Annotated in this window: 19 protein-coding genes and 1 other RNA gene; 5 read left to right on the forward strand and 15 right to left on the reverse strand. The window is 67.0% G+C overall.

Annotation, left to right across the window (positions count from 1 at the left end; genetic code table 11):
• Positions 1-4 precede the first annotated feature (4 nt).
• Both hrpB and AC0CH3_RS00330 read left to right on the forward strand, forming a co-directional pair.
• Positions 5-2,545: an ATP-dependent helicase HrpB gene (gene hrpB / locus AC0CH3_RS00325; protein WP_354304474.1), complete on the forward strand. Its 2,541-nt coding sequence runs from the start codon at positions 5-7 to the stop codon at positions 2,543-2,545.
• A 10-nt stretch (positions 2,546-2,555) separates the two neighbouring features.
• Positions 2,556-2,837: an ETC complex I subunit gene (locus AC0CH3_RS00330; protein ID WP_031440756.1), complete on the forward strand. Its 282-nt coding sequence runs from the start codon at positions 2,556-2,558 to the stop codon at positions 2,835-2,837.
• A gap of 18 nt (positions 2,838-2,855) precedes the next feature.
• Here the strand turns inward: AC0CH3_RS00330 and AC0CH3_RS00335 are convergent, their stop codons facing one another.
• Genes AC0CH3_RS00335 through AC0CH3_RS00350 form a run of 4 tightly spaced genes read right to left on the reverse strand, consistent with a single transcriptional unit; the run spans position 2,856 to position 5,490 of the window.
• The gene (locus tag AC0CH3_RS00335) at positions 2,856-3,359 is read right to left on the reverse strand and encodes an NUDIX hydrolase (RefSeq protein ID WP_465237453.1); all 504 of its coding nucleotides are present in this window, start codon (positions 3,357-3,359) and stop codon (positions 2,856-2,858) included.
• Positions 3,356-4,027 (reverse strand): TPM domain-containing protein, encoded by a 672-nt coding sequence (locus AC0CH3_RS00340; protein ID WP_354304403.1) that lies wholly within the window; start codon positions 4,025-4,027, stop codon positions 3,356-3,358. The genes AC0CH3_RS00335 and AC0CH3_RS00340 overlap by 4 nt, the downstream gene beginning before the upstream one ends.
• A 1-nt stretch (position 4,028) precedes the next feature.
• Positions 4,029-4,874, reverse strand: a complete 846-nt coding sequence (locus AC0CH3_RS00345; RefSeq protein ID WP_354304405.1) for a TPM domain-containing protein — start codon at positions 4,872-4,874, stop codon at positions 4,029-4,031.
• Positions 4,875-4,890: 16 nt separating this feature from the next.
• Entirely contained in the window at positions 4,891-5,490 is a 600-nt protein-coding gene (locus tag AC0CH3_RS00350; RefSeq protein WP_333994690.1) for a LemA family protein, read from the reverse strand.
• Between the two features lie 103 nt (positions 5,491-5,593).
• Here AC0CH3_RS00350 and mscL point away from each other — a divergent pair, with 103 nt between their 5' ends.
• Positions 5,594-6,064 (forward strand): large conductance mechanosensitive channel protein MscL, encoded by a 471-nt coding sequence (gene mscL, locus AC0CH3_RS00355; RefSeq protein ID WP_354304407.1) that lies wholly within the window; start codon positions 5,594-5,596, stop codon positions 6,062-6,064.
• A gap of 91 nt (positions 6,065-6,155) precedes the next feature.
• Here mscL and AC0CH3_RS00360 read toward each other — a convergent pair whose 3' ends face one another.
• A complete protein-coding gene (locus tag AC0CH3_RS00360) occupies positions 6,156-6,587 on the reverse strand; it encodes an RrF2 family transcriptional regulator (protein ID WP_354304409.1) in 432 nt (143 codons plus the stop codon).
• Between the two features lie 60 nt (positions 6,588-6,647).
• On the opposite strand from AC0CH3_RS00360, the gene ssrA reads away from it, so the two are divergent.
• Positions 6,648-7,003, forward strand: a transfer-messenger RNA (tmRNA) gene (gene ssrA / locus AC0CH3_RS00365).
• A 342-nt stretch (positions 7,004-7,345) separates the two neighbouring features.
• Here ssrA and pnp read toward each other — a convergent pair.
• The 4 genes from pnp to AC0CH3_RS00385 form a co-directional block, all read right to left on the reverse strand.
• Positions 7,346-9,778 (reverse strand): polyribonucleotide nucleotidyltransferase, encoded by a 2,433-nt coding sequence (gene pnp / locus AC0CH3_RS00370; RefSeq protein WP_354304411.1) that lies wholly within the window; start codon positions 9,776-9,778, stop codon positions 7,346-7,348.
• 192 nt (positions 9,779-9,970) lie between these two features.
• Positions 9,971-10,240 (reverse strand): 30S ribosomal protein S15, encoded by a 270-nt coding sequence (gene rpsO, locus AC0CH3_RS00375; RefSeq protein ID WP_055881152.1) that lies wholly within the window; start codon positions 10,238-10,240, stop codon positions 9,971-9,973.
• Between the two features lie 17 nt (positions 10,241-10,257).
• Entirely contained in the window at positions 10,258-11,256 is a 999-nt protein-coding gene (truB, locus tag AC0CH3_RS00380; RefSeq protein WP_354304414.1) for a tRNA pseudouridine(55) synthase TruB, read from the reverse strand.
• Between the two features lie 158 nt (positions 11,257-11,414).
• Positions 11,415-11,990, reverse strand: a complete 576-nt coding sequence (locus tag AC0CH3_RS00385) for a thymidine kinase (protein WP_354304416.1) — start codon at positions 11,988-11,990, stop codon at positions 11,415-11,417.
• A 99-nt stretch (positions 11,991-12,089) separates the two neighbouring features.
• Between AC0CH3_RS00385 and AC0CH3_RS00390 the strand changes: the two genes are divergently transcribed.
• Positions 12,090-12,584 carry a hypothetical protein gene (locus tag AC0CH3_RS00390; protein WP_354304418.1) on the forward strand — a complete coding sequence of 165 codons (495 nt, stop codon included), beginning with the start codon at positions 12,090-12,092 and terminating at the stop codon, positions 12,582-12,584.
• Here the strand turns inward: AC0CH3_RS00390 and rbfA are convergent.
• From rbfA to rimP, 6 genes are all read right to left on the reverse strand, one after another.
• Positions 12,581-12,976 (reverse strand): 30S ribosome-binding factor RbfA, encoded by a 396-nt coding sequence (gene rbfA / locus AC0CH3_RS00395; RefSeq protein WP_056016473.1) that lies wholly within the window; start codon positions 12,974-12,976, stop codon positions 12,581-12,583. The genes AC0CH3_RS00390 and rbfA overlap by 4 nt on opposite strands.
• Before the next feature lie 154 nt (positions 12,977-13,130).
• Entirely contained in the window at positions 13,131-15,980 is a 2,850-nt protein-coding gene (gene infB, locus AC0CH3_RS00400; RefSeq protein ID WP_354304420.1) for a translation initiation factor IF-2, read from the reverse strand.
• Positions 15,977-16,879: a DUF448 domain-containing protein gene (locus AC0CH3_RS00405; RefSeq protein WP_354304422.1), complete on the reverse strand. Its 903-nt coding sequence runs from the start codon at positions 16,877-16,879 to the stop codon at positions 15,977-15,979. Before AC0CH3_RS00405 ends, infB begins: the two co-directional genes overlap by 4 nt.
• The gene (locus tag AC0CH3_RS00410; protein ID WP_354304424.1) at positions 16,860-17,096 is read right to left on the reverse strand and encodes a tautomerase family protein; all 237 of its coding nucleotides are present in this window, start codon (positions 17,094-17,096) and stop codon (positions 16,860-16,862) included. The genes AC0CH3_RS00405 and AC0CH3_RS00410 overlap by 20 nt, the downstream gene beginning before the upstream one ends.
• Complete coding sequence (gene nusA / locus AC0CH3_RS00415; RefSeq protein ID WP_354304426.1) at positions 17,096-18,805, reverse strand: transcription termination factor NusA; 1,710 nt, start codon at positions 18,803-18,805, stop codon at positions 17,096-17,098. The genes AC0CH3_RS00410 and nusA overlap by 1 nt, the downstream gene beginning before the upstream one ends.
• Positions 18,805-19,401 (reverse strand): ribosome maturation protein RimP, encoded by a 597-nt coding sequence (gene rimP, locus AC0CH3_RS00420; protein WP_354304428.1) that lies wholly within the window; start codon positions 19,399-19,401, stop codon positions 18,805-18,807. The genes nusA and rimP overlap by 1 nt, the downstream gene beginning before the upstream one ends.
• Positions 19,402-19,440 lie beyond the last annotated feature (39 nt).

Raw genomic sequence — 19,440 nt, forward strand, 5'->3', positions numbered from 1 at the left:
GCGGATGACGCCGCCGCCACTTCCCATCCTTGCCGTATTACCGGATCTCGTCGCTGCGCTACGTGAACGCGCTTCGGCGGTGCTCGTCGCGCCGCCGGGTGCGGGCAAGACCACCGCGGTTGCCCCCGCGCTCCTCGCCGAGCCGTGGTGCACCGGCGAGATCCTGCTGCTGTCGCCGCGGCGCCTCGCCGCACGGGCGGCGGCCGAGCGGATGGCGGCGACCGCGGGCGAACCCGTCGGCCAGACCTTCGGCTATGCGACGCGCATGGACAGCAAGCGCTCGGCGGCGACGCGCGTGACCGTGATCACGGAGGGCATCTTCGTCGCGCGGATCCAGGCGGACCCAGAACTCGCGGGCGTGTCCGCCGTGCTGTTCGACGAGGTCCATGAGCGGAGCCTCGATGGCGATTTCGGGCTGGCGCTCGCCCTCGACGTGCAGGCCGGCTTCCGCCCTGATCTGCGTATCGTCGCGATGTCGGCGACGCTCGACGGTGCACGATTCGCGGCGCTGATGGACCCGGACGCACCGGGCGCGCCGGTGATCGAAAGCGAAGGCCGGAGCTATCCGCTGACGCTGCGCCACATCGGCCGCCAGGCGGAGTTGCGGATCGAGGATTCGGTCGCCTCCGCGATCCGGCGCGCGCTCGGTGAGGCGGAGGGCGGCGTCCTCGCTTTCCTTCCCGGCGTCGCGGAGATCGAACGCACCGCCGACCGCCTCGCCAATCTTCCCGACGACATCGTCCTGCACGAGCTTCACGGCAGCCTCGACCCCGCAGCCCAGCGTGCCGCGATCCTTCCCGAACCCGATGGCCGCCGCAAGGTCGTGCTTGCCACCAGCATCGCCGAGACCAGCCTGACGCTCGACGGTATCCGTATCGTCGTCGATTCGGGACTGGCGCGACGCCCGCGCTATGACCGCGCCGCGGGCATGACGCGGCTGGTGACCGAACGCGCGAGCCAGGCCGCGGTCACGCAGCGTGCCGGCCGCGCGGCGCGGCTCGGGCCGGGAACGGCCTATCGCTTGTGGGAAGAGGCAGCCACCGCGGGGCTGCCCCGCTACGATCCTCCCGAGATCCTGGAGGCGGACCTCTCGGCACTGGTCCTCGCCTGCGCGCTATGGGGCGTCGGCGATCCGCGCGACCTGCGCTGGATCGATCCGCCCCCTGCCGCGGCGATCGACGAGGCGATGGCGCGCCTGACGACGCTCGAGGCGATCGAAGACGGGCGGCCGACCGCGCATGGCCGCGCGATCGCCAAACTGCCGATGCCGCCGCGGCTGGCGCACATGCTCCTGCGCGCCGCCGACCGCGGCCTTGCACCCGTCGCGGCGCAGGTTGCGGTCCTGCTCGGCGAGCGCGGCATCGGCGGACAGGATGTCGACCTCGAAACCCGCCTGCGCCGATGGAAAACCGAGCGCGGGCCCAAGGCGCAGGCGGCGCGCGGGATGGCCGAGCGATGGGCGAAACTTGCCCCCCCTCCCGCGAGCGGGAGTGGGCTGGGGGGTGGGCGCGCGCCGTCCGCGGGGCGCGACGTCGAAACCGGGCGCCCACCCCCCAATCCCCTCCCGCAAGCGGGCGGGGGAGCAGAGGTGTGCGTTGCTCTCGGCTTCCCCGATCGGGTCGCGCGTCGGCGCGATGCGTCCGGCGAGACATGGGCATCGGTCGGAGGCCGGGGATTCCGGCTCGATCCCACCGCGCCGCTCGCACGGTCGGAATGGCTCGCGGTCGCCGATACGCAGGGCTCGGCGGCCGGCGCGCGGATCCTGTCGGCGGTGGCGATCGACCAGTCCACCGTCGAGACGCTGTTCGCCGACCGGATCGAATCGCGTCGTAGCGTGCAGTTCGACTCCACGACCGGCGGAATCCAGGCGCTCCGCGAACGCAGGCTCGGCGCGATCCGCCTGTCGAGTGGCCCCGACAGCGGCGCCGATCCCGAGTCGATTCTCGCCGCGTTGCTCGACGGCGTCCGCGAGCATGGCCTTGCTCTGCTATCGTGGAGCGACGGCGCCCAGGCGCTGCGCGATCGCGCCGCCTATGCCGGCGTGCCGCTCGACGATGCGACGCTGCTCGACCGTATCGACGAATGGCTTGCCCCCTTGCTGACCGGCAAGCGTCGGCTGGACGCGATTGCCCCGGGCGCGCTCGCCGACGCGCTGCGCAACCTGCTCGGCTGGGACGCGCTGCAGGCCATCAACCGGCTTGCCCCGGCCGATTTCACCAGCCCCGCGGGGAGCACCCACGCAATCGACTATGCCGCGGAAGGCGGTCCGCGAGTCGAGTTCCGCGTGCAGGCGCTGTTCGGTCTCGCGGTCCATCCGGTGATCGGCGAGCAGCGCGTGCCGCTTGTCCTCAGCCTCACATCGCCCGCCGGACGGCCGATCCAGACGACCCGCGATCTGCCCGGTTTCTGGGCGGGCAGCTGGAGCGCGGTCGCCAAGGAGATGCGCGGTCGTTATCCCAAGCATCCCTGGCCCGACGATCCCGCCGCGGCGTCGGCGACACTGCGCACGAAAAAGGCGGATGCAAGGTCGGCCAGTTCGCGATAAGGGGAACGCTATGCCTACCGCCCGTATCTTTCAGCGCCCCAAGAACGCCATGCAGTCCGGCAAGCACCGGACCGACAGCTGGCAGCTCGAATTCGAACCGTCGGAGCCCAAGCGCCCCGATCCGCTGACCGGCTGGGCCGGCAGCGGCGACACGCGCGACCAGCTCCGCCTGTTCTTCCCCACCGCCGAAGCGGCGATCGCACATTGCGAGCGCGAGGGGTTCGGCTACACCGTCGTTCCGGCGCCGCAGAAGACGCTGAAGCTGCAGAGCTACGCCGACAACTTTAAATAAGCCACGCCGCCGGGCGGGTTAGAGGATCGATCCTGCCAGGATGAGCAGCATCTTGGTGTCGATCGCCACGCCCGCGGCGCGTCTGGCCGCGACGAAGGCCGGGACCTCGGCAAGCGCGACGCGGTGCACGGTGATGTTCTCGTCGCTATCGCCACCGCCCTCGCCGACGCGGGTCAGCCCGGTGGCGCGCACCAGCGTGAAGCATTCGGACGTCATCCCGGGCGACGAATAGAACAGGCCGAGATCCTCGATCGCGGACGCCCGGTAGCCGGTCTCCTCCTCCAGCTCCCGGCCCGCCGCAACCGCGACGCTTTCACCCGCGGTCTCGTCACCGACGAGCCCTGCGGGCAGCTCGAGACACGCCCGCCCCAGCGGGACGCGGAACTGCTCGACGAGGATCACGTTGCCCGCGTCGATCGCGACGATCACCGCGGCCGCGATCTGGCCCTTGCGCTCCGCGAACTCCCAGCGGCCTTCGGTCTGCACGGTCAGGAACTTGCCCGCCCATACGGTCTTGCTCATAGTTCGATCAGCCTGTCAGGAAGCTCGTTCACCGCTGCGCCGGTGCGCGGGAAATGTTCGGCGAGGACCACGCCGATCTGCGCGACGGCATCGGCCATGCCGTCCGCCGGCCGGTCGTCGCGTACGGCGGTGAGCACCGCCGCCATTGCCGCACCCCACGTCTCGTTCGGGACGCGCGAATGGATCGCCGCATCGGCGACGATCTCCGCACGATGCTCGGCAAGCGACAGGTAGAGCAGCACGCCGGTCGACCCGCGCGTGCGCTTCTCCGCGCCCGCCCGGAACAGCATCAACGCGCGCCTGCGCACCCGCCGCGATTTGGTCGCGCCCGGCGTCAGCGCGATTCGCAGCGCGGGCACGGCAAGCACCAGTCGCACGCCGAGATAGACCAGCGTCATCAGCACGAGCGCGATCGCGAACAGCGCGCCCTGCGGCGCGGATTGCGCCCAGGGATCGACCAGCCGCGCATAGATCTGGTCCGCGGCCACCGGATGGAATGCGAGGACCGCGAGCGTCAGGACCATGCCGAGCACCGCCCATTGCAGCGACGCGTCGTGATAGGCGTCGGACTGACGCGCGACGATCGTCACGATCTCGCCCGTCGTGGCCGCCTCCGCCTGCGTCACCGCGGCGGTCACGCGGTCATGGTCGGCTTTGCTCAGTCGCATGTCACCAACTCCCCGAAGCGCCGCCGCCGCCGGCCGACCCGCCGCCACCGCCGCCAAAGCCGCCGCCCATCCAGCCGCCGCCGCCACCGCTGTCTCCGCCACCCCAGCCGCCGCCGCCGCCGCCGCCGCGCGACATCTCGTTGGCGATACTCCACAGCACGATCGGGAGCGCGCCGCTGCCCCGGCTGCCGTCCGAAAAGCGTTTGCCGCCCGCACGACGCGACAGCATCGGGATGACGATCGCGGCCAGGATGATACCGAAGACGATCAGCCCGATCGGGATGCCGCCGCCGCTGTTGCCAGCCGGGCGGCGATGCGTCTTGTCATATTCGGCCGCCGCGGCGCCGACCTTTGCCCGGGCCTTGGCATCGGGCAGCGCGAGCTGATCGGCGACCGCATTCGTACCGGCGACGATGCCGCCGGCCATGTCGCCCGCCTTGAACCGGGGCAGGATCTGCTGGTTGATCACGACGCTCGAGAACGCGTCGGTCAACACCGGCTCGAGTCCGTAGCCGACCTCGATCCGGACCTTGCGGTCGTTCGGCGCGACGAGCAGGATGGCGCCGTTATTGGTGTCCTTCAGGCCGACACCCCAGCTGCGGAGCAGGCGATAGCCGTAGTCCTCGATCGGATAGCCCTCGAGATCGGCCACCGTCGCGACCACCAACTGGTTGCCCGTCGTCTTTTGCAGATCGTCTAGCCGCTTCGTGAGCGCCGCCTCCTGCTCGGGCGGGATCACGTTTGCGGCGTCGACGACGAAGCCGGTGAATTTCGGGAACGTCTGCGCGCCTGCTGTGCCACTGCCGAGCAGCGCCGCAAGCACGACGGCCACGAGCGTGCGGATCATGCCGCCGGCCCCGCGATCAGCTCGCGTTGCCGAAGTTCACCGTCGGGGCCGTCTCGGCTCCCGGCGTGGTCGCCGCAAACGGGACCATCGGCTTTGCACCATAGAAGATCTTCGCGCCGACGGCGTCGGGGAAGGTGCGGATCTTCGTGTTATACGCCTGGACCGCGCCGTTATAATCGCGCCGCGCGATCGTGATGCGGTTCTCGGTGCCTTCGAGCTGGCTCATCAGCGTGGTGTAATTGCCCTGGCTCTTCAGCTCGGGATACGCTTCCTGAAGCCGTTGCAGCGACAGGCCGACGGCGCCCTGCACGCGCGAGAATTGCGCGATCTTGGCGGGATCGGTCAGGTCGTCGCCCGACACCTGGACCGTGCTCGCGGCGGCACGAGCCTGCGTGACTTCGACCAGAATGCTCTTCTCCTGCGCCCCCGCGGCCTTGACCGTCGCGACGAGGTTGGGGATCAGATCGGCACGACGCTGATAGTCGTTCTGCACATCGGCCCAGCGCGCCTTCACATTCTCCTCGGCGGTCGGGATGCTGTTGATCCCGCAGCCCGCGACGGTCGCGGCAAGCGCGATGGCGGCAGTTCCGCGGAAGATCGGGGCATAGGACGACATCGGGGCTCTCCTGCTTGTCTGTGTCACCCCCATAGGACAGTCGACCCGCTTGGCGAAACCGAAATCGAGGATTAGCGTAAGCGTGTCACAAAAGGGGGCGCATATGCTCAAGGAATTCAAGGCGTTCATCATGCGCGGCAACGTGCTCGACCTGGCGATCGCGGTGATCATCGGCGCGGCATTCAGCAAAATCGTGACGTCGCTCACCGACGACGTGCTGATGCCGGTGATCGGCAAGATCTTTGGCGGGCTCGACTTCTCGAGCTATTTCTGGCGGATGGGCCCGGTGCCGGCCAGTTATGCCGGCTCGCTCAGCGATTACGCGGCGCTCAAGAAGGCGGGGGTCCCGCTGCTCGGCTATGGCGCGTTCGCGACTCAGCTGGTCAATTTCGTCATCGTCGCGTTCATCATCTTCATGATCCTGCGCGTCGTGAACCGCGCGGCGGGGCTGATCGAACGCGAAGCCGCGCGGCTGAAGCGCGAGGAAGAGGCGGCGCCCGTCACGCCTGCGCCCGAGCCCGTCGAGATCGCGCTCCTTCGCGAGATCCGCGACGAGCTGAAGACGCGTCGATAAGTCGGATGGGAGAGGCCGCGGGCGCGACGCGTCCTCGTCGCTCGTGGTCCAGTGGTATCGTGGTCCTCCTCCGCATGGGAGGAGGGCAGGATCACGCGGCGGCAAGACTTTCGGCGTTGGCGTCAGCAAGGCTCGTGCCGTCGAGAATGCGGGCCGTCTCGTCGCGGACGCGCATCATCGCATAGCGGATCGCGCAATCCGCCTCGCTCTTGCAGTCGAGACACGGTCGGTACGCGGTCCTGCTCACGCACGGCACCAGCGCGAGCGGTCCCTCGATGATCCGGATGATTTCACCCAGCGAAATCAGGTGACCGGGCCGCGACAGGCAATAGCCGCCCATCTTGCCGCGATGGCTGTTGAGCAACCCGGATTCGCGCAGGTCGGCAAGGATGAGTTCGAGAAACTTGCGCGGCACGTTCGCTTCCGCAGCAATCCGGGTCATCGGAATCGGAGGGCTGCCGGCGGGGGCACCGCCAAGGAAGATCATCGCGCGAAGCGCGTAGCGGGAGCGCTGCGTCAACATAATATATGTTGCTATGCACGTGGTTTGTGGCGAGCGAAAGGCCATAGAAGCGTAATTCGCAGGCTTTTAATCGTCGGGCTTGCCGCCTATATCCGGACTGTCGTCGGGGGAATCTTCCCTTGGCGACTATGGCGATAAACCGTGGCGTGTCATAGACACAGCGGACCCGGGGGCAGTACCCGGCGACTCCACCACCGCCCTCTTCGCAAGAGGGGGACGATGACGGGGTCGAACTAGGATCGACGTGTGTTCAACGACGCTATGTTTCGCTCGGAATGGGACCACCGCAACGGCCCATACACAAGTGCCAACGATAACGAAGCACTCGCAATTGCCGCATAACTGACGGTCTAACGACCTAGGTTATACGGACGAAAGCGCGGTTCGGGCCGCACCGGGCAACAGAAGCGGAAACCGGCGGTACGGGGAGCACCGAGCAACAGAAGCTCCCCACTTACCCTTTTCATGACGATACCGGCCATGGCGCCGGGTTCGCGGCAGGCTGGCCCTGCGTGCGCCAAGGCCGGGCAGGGCAGGGCAGGGCTACGTTCGTCCGTCGTCCTGCGGGATTCCCAGTTGCGGGCTACGAATCCGCACGTTGGCGGATCAAAAGCCACTCCCCCGACAACTCTCACGACTACAGACTGCGCGACCGGCAGCGGCGCGGAGCCGTCGACCGCTGTTCGTTGATCGCAATCGGCCACGAAAAAGGGGACCCGGTTGCCCGGATCCCCCTTCGTCTCGCCGAAGCGAAAGGCTTAGTCGCGATCACCCGTCAGGAACGCCGGAGCGAATTCGGGGGCCTTGTCGCCATCCGAACGCTCGGCGCGAGGAGCGCGGCCCTCAGTCTGGGCGCCGCCCTGACCACCGCCGTCACGACGCGGGCCACGGCCACCGCCGTTGCCGCCGGCATCGCGACCACCATCGCCATCACGACGCGGGCCGCGGGGACCACGGTCGCCGCCGCCTTCGCCGCGCGGGCCACGACCGCCGCCGCCGTTACCGGCATCACGACCACCATCGCCATCGCGACGCGGACCGCGCGGACCACGATCGCCACCCTCACGGGGCTCACGGGCAGGACGCGTGTCCTCCAGCTCTTCGCCGGTCGTCTGGTCGACGACGCGCATCGACAGGCGAACCTTGCCGCGCGGATCGATCTCGAGGACCTTGACCTTGACTTCCTGGCCTTCGCTCAGCGCATCCGAGACCTTCTCGACGCGCTCGTTCTTGATTTCGGACACGTGGACGAGACCGTCCTTGCCACCCATGAAGTTCACGAACGCACCGAAGTCCACGAGGTTGACGACCTTGCCGTCATAGACCTTGCCGACTTCGGCTTCCTCGACGAGGCCCTTGATCCACTTGATCGCCGCTTCGATCTGCGCGGGATCGGACGACGACACCTTGATCACGCCCTCGTCGTCGATGTCGACCTTGGCGCCGGTCTGCGCGACGATCTCGCGGATCACCTTGCCGCCGGTGCCGATGACTTCACGGATCTTCGACTTCTCGATCGTGAAGGTCTCGATACGCGGTGCGTGTGCCGACAGCTCCTCACGCGTGTGGTCGAGCGCCTTGGCCATTTCGCCCAGGATATGCGCGCGGCCTTCCTTGGCCTGTGCCAGCGCCTTGCCCATGATCTCTTCGGTGATGCCGGCGATCTTGATGTCCATCTGCATCGTGGTGATGCCCTCGGACGTGCCAGCGACCTTGAAGTCCATGTCGCCGAGGTGATCCTCGTCGCCCAGGATGTCTGACAGAACCGCGAAGTTCTTGCCCTCGAGGATCAGGCCCATCGCGATGCCCGAGACGGGACGCTTGAGCGGAACGCCCGCATCCATCATCGACAGCGAACCGCCGCAGACCGTCGCCATCGACGACGAGCCGTTGCTCTCCGTGATGTCCGACAGGACGCGGATCGTGTACGGGAACTCTTCCTTCGACGGCAGCACCGGGTGCAGCGCGCGCCAGGCAAGCTTGCCGTGGCCGACTTCGCGACGACCCGGCGCACCGAAGCGACCGACTTCACCGACCGAGTAGGGCGGGAAGTTGTAATGCAGCATGAAGTTTTCGTACGACAGACCGTTGAGGCCGTCGATCATCTGCTCTGCGTCGCGCGTGCCGAGCGTGGTGGTGCAGATCGACTGCGTCTCGCCGCGCGTGAACAGGGCCGAGCCGTGCGTACGGGGCAGGAAGTGCACCATCGCTTCGATCGGACGGATCTGCGTGGTGGTGCGGCCGTCGATGCGGGTGCCGTCCTTGAGGATGGCGCCGCGGACGATCTCCGCCTCCAGCTTCTTCATCAGCTTGCCGGCCGCCATCTGGTCCTGCGGCGTCGCATCGGCAAAGGCGGTCTTGCCCTTGGCGCGTGCGGCGTTCAGCAGGTCCGAACGCTTGGACTTGTCGGTCACCTTGTAGGCAGCCGCAATGTCCTTGCCGATCAGCTTCTTCAGCTTGTCCTTGGCGGTCGACAGGTCGGCCTGCTCGGCCATTTCCCACGGATCCTTGGCAGCCTGCTCGGCCAGATCGATGATCAGGTTGGCGGCTTCGCGGCACGCCTTGTGCGCGAACTGGACCGCGCCGAGCATGATCTCTTCCGAAAGCTCCTTGGCTTCCGATTCGACCATCATCACGGCCTGGCCGGTGGCGGCAACGACGAGGTCGAGATCGCCAGCCTTGGCTTCGTCGAGCGTCGGGTTGAGGATGTAGGCGCCATCGACATAGCCGACGCGTGCTGCGCCGATCGGGCCCATGAACGGCACGCCCGAGATCGTCAGCGCTGCCGATGCCGCGACCATCGCGAGGATGTCGGGCTCGTTCTCGCCGTCATACGACAGAACCTGGCAGATCACGTTGATCTCGTTGTAGAAACCCTCTGGGAAGAGGGGACGGATCGGGCGATCGATGAGACGGCTGGTCAGCGTCTCCTTCTCGGTCGCGCCGCGCTCACGCTTGAAGAAGCCGCCGGGGATGCGGCCGCTTGCGGAGAACTTTTCCTGGTAATGGACGGTGAGCGGGAAGAAATCCTGCCCTTCCTTGACGGTCCGTGCAGCCGTGACGGCGCACAGAACGACGGTCTCGCCGAGGGTGGCGAGCACGGCGCCATTTGCCTGACGGGCCACGCGGCCGGTCTCGAGCGTCAGCGTCTTGCCGCCCCACTGGGCGCTTACGGTCTTGGTATCGAACATTTCGTTTCCTTCACTCCAAACGCCAGATGCGTTTGGGGCCTATGTGCGGGCTTAGCCGGCCCGCGGCGGTGTGGAGCGAGTTGTCGCTCCTTGCCAGTTCACCGAATTGTGCCCTGGCGTTTGCCTCCGCGCGAAATGCGCGGAATCAAAACCCTATATACGAAAACGGCCCCCCGAAGGGAGCCGTTCGTGTTACTTGCGAAGGCCGAGCTTCGCGATCAGATCCAGGTAGCGCTGGCCGTCCTTGTGACGGAGATAATCCAGCAGCGTCCGGCGCTTGTTGACCATCATGAGAAGACCACGACGCGAGTGGTTGTCCTTCTTGTGGCCCTTGAAGTGCTCGGTCAGGTTCTTGATGCGCTCGGTCAGGATCGCGACCTGGACTTCCGGCGAACCGGTATCGCCCTCGGCGCGCGAATGCTCCTTGACGAGCTCGGTCTTGCGTTCAGCGGTAATCGTCATGAATTCGTCCTACGACATCACAGATTGAAACCGCGAACGACCCGGACGTCTCCGTCCTCGACCTCGACCAGCGCGACCGGGACGGCGTCCAGCTCGGCAAAGTATTGGCCATCGTCTGCGGCGATCCCGGCCAAGATACGCCCCTGTCGGAGCGCCCCTGCCTGGTCGGGGGTGAGGGAGAGAGCCGGGATGTCGTCCAGCGCCACCCTCAAGGGCAGAAGTACATCTTCAAGCGCGGAGGCCTTAGCGAGTTCGTCCAGTTTGTCCAGCGATATCGCGGCGGTGAGGTCGAACGGGCCCGCCTTGATGCGGCGCAGCATGGTGACGTGGCCGACTGTGCCGAGCGCCAGCGCGATGTCACGCGCGAGGCTGCGGATATAGGTGCCCTTGGAGACGTGCGCGGTAAGCGTGACCTCCTCTAACGGGGCCTCCGACCGCGTTGTCGATCCCTCCTCACCCCCGTCATCCCAGCGAAAGCTGGGATCTTCCTGTGGTGCGGGCGCCTGTTCCCCGGAGAGATTCCAGCTTTCGCTGGAATGACGGATGGGGTGGGCGGCGAGGGCGTAGATCGTCACGCTCCTGCTCGCCAGCACCACGTCCTGCCCGGCGCGAGCGAGGTCGTAGGCGCGCTCGCCGTCGACCTTCAGCGCTGAATAGGCGGGCGGCACCTGTGCGATCGGGCCGGTGAACTGCGCGAGCACCGCCTCGACCGCGGCCATCGTCGGTCGCACGTCGGAGGTCGCGATGCTCACCCCCTCGGCGTCGAGCGTGTCGGTCTGCACCCCGAACATCACCGTGAAATCATAGATCTTGTCGCTGTCGAGCATCCGCCCGGCCAGCTTGGTCGCCTCGCCGACCGCGATGGGCAGCACGCCGGTCGCGAGTGGATCGAGCGTACCGCCGTGCCCGACCTTGAACTTGCCATAGCCGCCGTTGCGCAAGGCGCGCTTCACCGCGGACACGCCCTGCGTCGAGCCCAGCCCCAGCGGCTTGTCGAGAATGATCCAGCCATGCATGTTCGGGGTCCTTGAATTCTGGGGGGCAAGATCGCGAGCCCCACGCACTCCGTCATCCTGACGAAAGTCAGGATCCAGAGCCATGTGCAACCGTGTTTGGTACCCTGGATCCTGACTTTCGTCAGGATGACGGGGTAGTGGAAGCGGAAGGGCGGGGGCTACCTAAGCGCGTCAGTAAAATGACGTCGACACAACGCGACATAGCGGTCGTTGCCGCCGATCTCGGTCTGCTGCCCCTCGGCGATCGCGCGGCCGTTCGCGTCGACGCGCAGGTTCATCGTCGCCTTGCGCCCGCACATGCAGACCGACTTGATCTCGACCAGCGAGTCCGCCAGCGCCAGCAGACGCGCCGACCCCGGGAAGAGTGCCCCCTGGAAATCGGTCCGCAAGCCGTAGGCGAGCACCGGGATGCCGACGACGTCGCAGACATGAGCGAGCTGGTCGACCTGTGCGGGGGTGAGGAACTGCGCCTCGTCCACCAGCACGCAGGATATCGCATCCTCGCCGTGCTGCCGGGCGATGCACGCCCCGATATCGGTCTCCGCATCGAACGCGATCGCCGGCGCCTCCAGCCCGATTCGCGAGGTGATTGTCCCCGCTGCGAACCGGTCGTCGATCGCCGCGGTGAACAACATCGTCCGCATTCCGCGTTCGCGATAGTTGAAGTCCGCCTGCAACAGGTTCGTCGACTTTCCCGCATTCATCGACGCGTAGTAAAAATAGAGTTTCGCCATTGCATGGCTTTAGGCGTGCGTCATGCGATGCGTCCACTGTGTGTGTGTGGACATTGCGCGCGGCGCGGATACCATCGCCGATGATATCGGGGGATCGTCATGCGCGCTGCTATCTGGGTTCTTACTATCTTCGGGGCGATCTGGGGCGTTATCGGCCTTGCAGGCTTCGGCTGGCCAGGCATAGCTGTCCCGATCGTGATCTCGGTGATGCTGATAACCTGGGCAAGTCGCATCGCCGCGCCGGTACGGGCAGCGGCGGACGCCAAGCGTATCGGACGGCTGATCGGCATCTGGACGATGGTCGAGGGGATCGCGATATTCGCGACCTTCGCGCTGGCCCCGGTGCTCGGCATCCCCGATGCGGCGGTGCCGATCCTTGCGATCGTCGTCGGATTGCACTTCCTGCCGATCGCGCGCGGCATACCGACGCCCGTCTATTATGCGACCGGGTCGGCGATGATCGCGACAGGCACGATCGCGCTGCTGCTGCCGGCGGCGGATCGGCATGCCGCAACCGGCATTCCCTGCGCGATCATCCTCTGGGCAAGTTGCGTGGCAATCGGCCAGCGCAGTCAGCGCGGAATTCTCGTCTAGCCTTCGTCGGCGCCCAAATCCCGCGCGACATGCGGGGCGCGCAACAGCGCGTCGATATGCGTGCCCTCGTCGAAGCTCTCGTCGGGGAGGAACTTCAGCTTGGCGGCGTAGCGCATCTGCACGCGCGCCGCGACCTCGCGCTGAAGATAGGCGGTGTTGGTCCGCAGTGCCTTGAGCACCTTCTCCTCGTCCTTGCCGAGCAACGGCTTCACAAAGACGGTCGCGTGGCGAAGGTCGGGGGACATCCGGACCTCGGTAATCGTGACGAGATGCTTTTCGAGCACCGCATCGTGCACGTCGCCGCGCGCGAGAATGTCGCTGAGCGCGTGACGCGCCTGCTCGCCAACACGCAACGTGCGGACGGACTTGGTTTCGGGGGTATCGGTCTTCATTCTTCCAGCTCCCTCGCCCCTCCGGGGAGAGGGTGGGGGTGAGGGGCAATCCCGACCGCGAGCGCTCGGTATTGCCCCTGACCCGGCCCTCTCCCCACGACGAGACCCATGAAACTACCGGTTTCACGGGCCCCGGGGAGAGGGCTTTACGTCATTACAGTGTGCGGTCGCGCATCTCGACTTCGAACGTCTCGAGATAGTCGCCTGCCTTGATGTCGACGAAGTTGGACGTGAACGTCACGCCGCATTCGAGACCGGCACGGACTTCGGCGACATCATCCTTGAAGCGACGCAGCGATGCGATTTCGCCCTGGTAGATGATGACGTCGTTGCGCGTGATGCGGGCCTTGAGCGCCTTGCGGATATTGCCCTCGGTGACGAGCAGACCCGCCGCCTTGCCATGCTTGCCCGCCGAGAAGACCTCGCGGATTTCCGCACGGCCGACGACCGTCTCGAACGCTTCCGGTCCAAGCTCGCCTGCCATCCCCGCCCGGATCTCGTCGATCAGGTCGTAGATCACGTCGTAATATTTGAACGCGACCTTCTGGCGCTCGGCGATCTCGCGGGCCTTGGCGTTCGGGCGAACGTTGAAGCCGATGATCGGTGCACCCGATGCCGCCGCCAACGTGACGTCCGACTCGGTGATGCCGCCGACGCCCGAGCTCAGCACGCGCGCCTTGATCAGGTCGGTGGAGATCTTGTTGATCGCCCCGACGATCGCCTCGACGGTACCCTGCGTATCCGCCTTCACGACCAGCGGATATTCGATCGCCTGCTTTTCCTTCAGCGCCGAGAACATGCTCTCGAGGCTGGCAGGAACCGATGCGGTCCGCTTGTCGGTCTTCACGCTGCGACGATATTCCGCGACTTCGCGGGCACGCGCCTCGTTCTCGACGACCTGGAACGGATCGCCCGCCGACGGGACACCCGAGAGCCCCAGGACCTCGACCGGCATCGCCGGACCCGCTTCCTTGATCTGCTTGCCCTTGTCGTCGACCAGCGCACGGACCTTGCCGCTCTCGCCGCCGACCACGAAGATGTCGCCGACCTTGAGCGTGCCGCGGTTGACGAGGATCGTCGCGACCGGGCCACGACCCTTGTCGAGCTTGGCCTCGATCACTGTACCCTCGGCCGCGCGATCCGGATTGGCGCGCAGTTCGAGCAGTTCGGCCTGAAGCTGGATCTTCTCGATCAGCGTATCCAGACCGATCTTCTTCAGCGCCGAGACTTCGACGTCCTGGACGTCGCCGCCCATGTCCTCGACCACGATCTCCTCGCTCAGCAGGCGCTCGCGCACCTTCTGCGCATTGGCGCCTTCCTTGTCGATCTTGTTGATCGCGACGATCATCGGGACGCCTGCCGCCTTGGTGTGGGCGATCGCCTCCACCGTCTGCGGCATCAGGCCGTCGTCCGCCGCCACCACGAGGATGACGATGTCGGTGACGTCCGCGCCACGCGCACGCATCTGCGTGAACGCCTCATGGCCCGGCGTGTCGAGGAAGGTGATCTTCGACTTGTCTTTCAGCGTGACCTGATACGCGCCGATATGCTGGGTGATGCCACCCGCTTCGCCGCGCACCACGTCGGTGCCGCGCAGCGCGTCGAGCAGCGACGTCTTGCCGTGATCGACATGACCCATGATCGTGACGACCGGGGCACGCGGACGCAGCGTCTCCTCGGCATCGTCGATCGTGTCGTTCGCCAGATCCTGGTCGACGTCGCTGACGCGCGTCAGGTTGTGACCAAATTCGGTGACGAGCAGTTCGGCCGTATCCTGGTCGATCGTTTGCGTCATCGTGACGGGCATGCCCATCTTGAACAGCGCCTTGACGAGGTCGGCACCCTTCTCGGCCATGCGGATGGCGAGTTCCTGCACCGTGATCGCCTCGGGGACGACCACGTCGCGAACCTGCTTGGCCTGCGGCTCGCGCGGACCACCGGTGCCGCGACGCTCCTTCTCACGTGCACGCTTGAGCGCGGCGAGCGAGCGGGCGCGGGCGCCGTCGCCATCGCCGAGCGCGCGGTTGACGGTGAGCTTGCCCGACGTGCGACGATCGTCGCCCTTGCGGTCACGCTGCTGCGGCCGTGCCGGGACGGCATCGCGGCGTACGCCACCCGCGGGTGCGTTTGCACCGGTCGCACCAGGGCGCGCTGCGGTCGTACCGGCATTGGCCGCCGTGGTCGGCGCTGCTGCTGCGGCAGGCGCTGCAACGGGCTTTGGCGGCGGGGGAGGGCGTTCGGGACGCGCCACCGGCGAGAAACGGCGTGGTGCCGGCATCGACGGATCGCGCGACAGTTCGAGAATCGGCGGCGGTGCCGGCGGAGCAACGGGGGCCGGCGCAGGCTTGGGAGCCGGCGCAGGTGCCGCCACGACGAGTGCGGGCTTCGGTGCGGCGACGACAGGCGCGGGCGCAGGTGTCGCGGCCGGAGCCGGGGCTGGCGCAGCGACGGGCGCAGGCGTCGGCGCCGCGACGGGCGCAAGCGTTGCTTCGACCGCGGGGGCAGGCGCGGGCGCAGGGGCCTCGACCGGCTTCGGCGCCGGCGCGGCCTTGGCTTCCGCCTCGGCACGGGCGCGGTCGGCGGCGCGGTTGCGCTCGTCCTCGGCCGCCTTGAGACGCTCGGCCTCCTGGCGACGACGCCCCTCTTCCAGCGTGTTCATGCGCTGCTCTTCCGCCTCGCGCAGCAGCTTTGCCTGACGCTCCTGCGGCGACAGGTTGCTCTGCGCCGGCTGACGCACCGGGGCTGGGGCGGGCTGTGGAGCACGCGCCTGTGGAGCCGGTGCCGGCGCCGCAACGGGTGCGGGCGCCGCAACCGGTGCATCCGCGACCGGACCGTCGGGCTCGCCCGGACGGCGCAGCACGCGCGCACGCTTGGTTTCCACGATCACCGTATTCGATCGGCCGTGGCTGAAGCTCTGCTTCACCTGGCCGGTCTCGACCGTGCGCTTCACACCCAAAGGTGCGCGCATGCCAAGTTTCGGCTTCTCGTTGTCCGTGTCGCTCACTCAAATTCCTCAGTCATGTCCACGGCCGGGCTGTGTCCGGTCGATCCGGACGCCCCTGTTATGGGTGACGTCCCGTTTTGTTGGGACGCCGATGCGCCCTGCGAGGCCGTTTCGCAAGACACGGGAGAAGGTTCGGGGCCGATAAAATGCAGCCAACGGTCGAGCGCTTCGCTCACCCGCTTTGCTGCAGCGCGGTCGGTCAGGCCAATGTGTACCACATTTTCCCGCCCCAGCGCCAACGCCAATATGGTGCGTGACGCAGGCAGTGCCAACCCCCGCAGACCCGACCCTTCGACATCGTTGCCGATGCGCCACGCCTGGTCGAGCTTGCGGTTGCCATCCTCGGCAGCGTCGGACGCATGATAGAGCGCCTTCAGCTTGCCCGAGCGCGCGTTCTGCTCGATCCGGTCGGATCCGATCAGGACGGTGCCCGAACGCGATTCGAGCCCGAGCCGGTCGAGCGCGTTACGCTCAAGCGCGGCTTCGATCTGCGCGGGGAGCTCTGGGGGAATCGTGAATTCGCCGGTCTTGAACGCCCGTGCGAGCGCGCCTTTCAGCTTGCCCTTCTTGATCGCGGCCTCGAGCTCGACGCGCGTGACGCCGACCCAGGCACCGCGGCCGGGCGCCTTGGCGCGCACGTCGGGATGGATCTGTCCGTCCGGCGCCAGCGCGAGGCGGACGAGATGCGGCCGGACGTCGCGCTCACCCGAAAGGATACACCGGCGGATGGGTTCGGCCTCGGCGCCTTCGCGCACGCGCGGCGGGCCGGGGGCGCGCTCGCGCTTGCCGCCCTTGCCCTTGGTCGAAGCCGGGCGATCGCCCTGTCCCGCCCCGCTTGCGGGGGACGAGGAGGGCAGGGTGTCGGTAGCGCCTAGCGTCTCATTGCGAGGATTCCGCATGAGCGTCCTCCTGCAATTGCGGCTTCAGGGCGTCGCGGTCGACCAGCAACTGGCCGCCCGCGCCGTAATTCTCGGTCGAGACTTCTTCGATCACGATCTGCACCGCAGCCGGGTTCTTTCCCAGCCGCTCGACGAGCGACTGGGTGACGTCGGCGACGATGCCGGCCTTCTGGTCCTTGGTGGCGGACCCCGAAATGCGGATGCTGACAAACGGCATCAGGCCTTGTCGTCCTCGCTCTTCGCGTCGGCCGAGTCGGCAGCGTCATCTGCCGCGACGTCGTCAGCCGCAGTGTCCTCGGCCGAAGCCGCTTCCACCGGAGCCTCGTCCGCCTCGTCAGCGTCAGCCTCGGGGGCCTCGTCCTCGAACCAGTGCGCACGCGCGGCCATGATGATCTCGTTGCCCTGCTCGTCGCTGAGACCGTATTCGGCGAGAATGCCGCCCTTGGGCTCGGGACGCTTGGGCGCGTCGTCGTTGCGACGGCGTGGCTCGACGCGCTTCTTCTCGACCAGTTCGTCGGTCGCCAGATCGGCGAGATCGTCGAGCGTCTTGATGCCCGCCTTGCCGAGCGTGACGAGCATCGCCTCGTTCAGATACGGCATGTCGATCAGCGCGTCCTCCACGCCGAGCGCGGTGCGCTCTTCGCGGCTGGCGGCGTCGCGACGCTCGAGCGCCTCGGTCGCGCGGTTCTGCAGCTCGCCCGCGAGGTCTTCGTCGAAGCCCTCGATGCCCGCGATTTCCTCGACCTCGACATAGGCGACCTCTTCGAGGTTCGTGAACCCTTCGGCCACCAGCAGCTGCGCGAGCGTCTCGTCGACGTCGAGCTCCTTCTCGAACATCGCCGAACGCTCGACAAAGTCCTTCTGGCGCTTCTCCGAGGCATCGGCCTCGGTGAGGATGTCGATCGCCTTGCCGGTGAGCTGCGACGCGAGCCGCACGTTCTGGCCACGACGGCCGATCGCGAGGCTCAGCTGATCGTCGGGAACGACGACCTCGATGCGCTCTTCTTCCTCGTCGATCACGACGCGGCTGACCGAGGCCGGCTGCAGTGCGTTGACGACGAAGGTCGCGATATCGGGCGACCAGGGGATGATGTCGATCTTCTCGCCCTGCATCTCCTGCACGACGGCCTGGACGCGACTGCCCTTCATGCCGACGCACGCACCGACCGGATCGATCGACGAATCATGGCTGATGACGCCGATCTTTGCGCGCGAACCGGGATCGCGCGCGGCCGCCTTGATCTCGATGATGCCGTCGTAGATTTCGGGGACTTCCTGCGCGAACAGCTTCTTCATGAAGTCGGGGTGCGCGCGGGACAGGAAGATCTGCGGCCCACGGTTCTCGCGGCGGACGTTGAGGATCAGCGAGCGGATGCGGTCGTTGACGCGCACCACTTCGCGCGGGATCTGCGCGTCGCGGCGGATGACGCCTTCCGCACGGCCCAGGTCGACGACGACGTGGCCGAACTCGACGCGCTTGACGACGCCGGTGATGATCTCGCCCGCGCGGTCCTTATACTCTTCGAACTGGCGCTCGCGCTCGGCGTCGCGGACCTTCTGGAAGATGACCTGCTTGGCAGCCTGTGCGGCGATGCGGCCGAATTCGATCGGGGGCAGCGGATCGACGATGAAGTCGCCGAGCGCTGCGTCCTTCTGGAGCTTCTGCGCGCCCTTGACGTCGACCTGCTTGAAATAGTCATCGACCGCCTCGACCACTTCGACGACGCGCCACAAGCGCAGATCGCCGGTGTTCGGATCGAGCTTGGCGCGGATGTCGTTCTCGGCGCCGTAACGCGAGCGGGCGGCGCGCTGGATCGCGTCCTCCATCGCCTCGATCACGATCGCCTTGTCGATCATCTTCTCCGACGCGACCGAATTCGCGATCGCGATCAGTTCCGCGCGGTTTGCGGTGACTGCCGTGGCCATCAATGCTGTCCTTCTTCGGTGTCGGCCTCGTGAGCGTCGGGCTCATCGGTGGGCGTGTCTTGATAGAAAACTTCGTCCGCGCCTTCGGTTGAAAGCGGCGCGGTCGCGGCGATGAGTCGGTCGGTCATGACGAGCTTGGCGTCGGCGACCTGGCTGAAGTCGATCGTCATGATCTTGTGCTTGTTCACGTCGACGGTGATCTTGGTGCCCTCGACGCCCATCAAATTGCCCGAGATCTGCTTGCGATCCTCGAACGGCTCGACGAGGCGGATACGCGCTTCCTGGCCTTCCCAATCGGCAAAGTCCTGGAGCCGGGTCAGCGGGCGGTCGATACCGGGGCTCGACACTTCGAGACGGTACGCGTCCTCGCCGACCGGGTCCTTGCCCTCGGCTTCGAGCGCGTCGAACTTGTCCGAGATGCGGCGCGACAGTTCGGCGCAATCCTCGATCACGAGCTGGCGGGTGTCGGGGCGCTCGGCCATGATCTGCAGCGTCGGGTCGGACTTGCCGCCCTGCATGCGCACGCGCACGAGGCTGAGGCCGAGCGCCTTCGCCTCGGGTTCGATCAGGTCGGTCAGCAGGGCGATGTTCGCCATCGAAATTCCAAACAGGGCCAAAGCACAGGGGGTTTCCGC

It is taken from the genome of Sphingomonas sp. AC449 (assembly GCF_979253475.1).

What these genes read in the sequence shown, in the direction of transcription:
- AC0CH3_RS00345 (WP_354304405.1), bottom strand. Translation starts at nt 4,874, where the DNA reads ATGATCCGCACGCTCGTGGCCGTCGTGCTTGCGGCGCTGCTCGGCAGT.
- hrpB (WP_354304474.1), top strand. Translation starts at nt 5, where the DNA reads ATGACGCCGCCGCCACTTCCCATCCTTGCCGTATTACCGGATCTCGTC.
- AC0CH3_RS00350 (WP_333994690.1), bottom strand. Translation starts at nt 5,490, where the DNA reads ATGTCGTCCTATGCCCCGATCTTCCGCGGAACTGCCGCCATCGCGCTT.
- AC0CH3_RS00340 (WP_354304403.1), bottom strand. Translation starts at nt 4,027, where the DNA reads ATGCGACTGAGCAAAGCCGACCATGACCGCGTGACCGCCGCGGTGACG.
- AC0CH3_RS00390 (WP_354304418.1), top strand. Translation starts at nt 12,090, where the DNA reads ATGCGCGCTGCTATCTGGGTTCTTACTATCTTCGGGGCGATCTGGGGC.
- truB (WP_354304414.1), bottom strand. Translation starts at nt 11,256, where the DNA reads ATGCATGGCTGGATCATTCTCGACAAGCCGCTGGGGCTGGGCTCGACG.
- rbfA (WP_056016473.1), bottom strand. Translation starts at nt 12,976, where the DNA reads ATGAAGACCGATACCCCCGAAACCAAGTCCGTCCGCACGTTGCGTGTT.
- mscL (WP_354304407.1), top strand. Translation starts at nt 5,594, where the DNA reads ATGCTCAAGGAATTCAAGGCGTTCATCATGCGCGGCAACGTGCTCGAC.
- nusA (WP_354304426.1), bottom strand. Translation starts at nt 18,805, where the DNA reads ATGGCCACGGCAGTCACCGCAAACCGCGCGGAACTGATCGCGATCGCG.
- pnp (WP_354304411.1), bottom strand. Translation starts at nt 9,778, where the DNA reads ATGTTCGATACCAAGACCGTAAGCGCCCAGTGGGGCGGCAAGACGCTG.
- AC0CH3_RS00335 (WP_465237453.1), bottom strand. Translation starts at nt 3,359, where the DNA reads ATGAGCAAGACCGTATGGGCGGGCAAGTTCCTGACCGTGCAGACCGAA.
- AC0CH3_RS00410 (WP_354304424.1), bottom strand. Translation starts at nt 17,096, where the DNA reads ATGCCGTTTGTCAGCATCCGCATTTCGGGGTCCGCCACCAAGGACCAG.
- AC0CH3_RS00360 (WP_354304409.1), bottom strand. Translation starts at nt 6,587, where the DNA reads ATGTTGACGCAGCGCTCCCGCTACGCGCTTCGCGCGATGATCTTCCTT.
- rimP (WP_354304428.1), bottom strand. Translation starts at nt 19,401, where the DNA reads ATGGCGAACATCGCCCTGCTGACCGACCTGATCGAACCCGAGGCGAAG.
- AC0CH3_RS00405 (WP_354304422.1), bottom strand. Translation starts at nt 16,879, where the DNA reads ATGCGGAATCCTCGCAATGAGACGCTAGGCGCTACCGACACCCTGCCC.
- AC0CH3_RS00385 (WP_354304416.1), bottom strand. Translation starts at nt 11,990, where the DNA reads ATGGCGAAACTCTATTTTTACTACGCGTCGATGAATGCGGGAAAGTCG.
- AC0CH3_RS00330 (WP_031440756.1), top strand. Translation starts at nt 2,556, where the DNA reads ATGCCTACCGCCCGTATCTTTCAGCGCCCCAAGAACGCCATGCAGTCC.
- rpsO (WP_055881152.1), bottom strand. Translation starts at nt 10,240, where the DNA reads ATGACGATTACCGCTGAACGCAAGACCGAGCTCGTCAAGGAGCATTCG.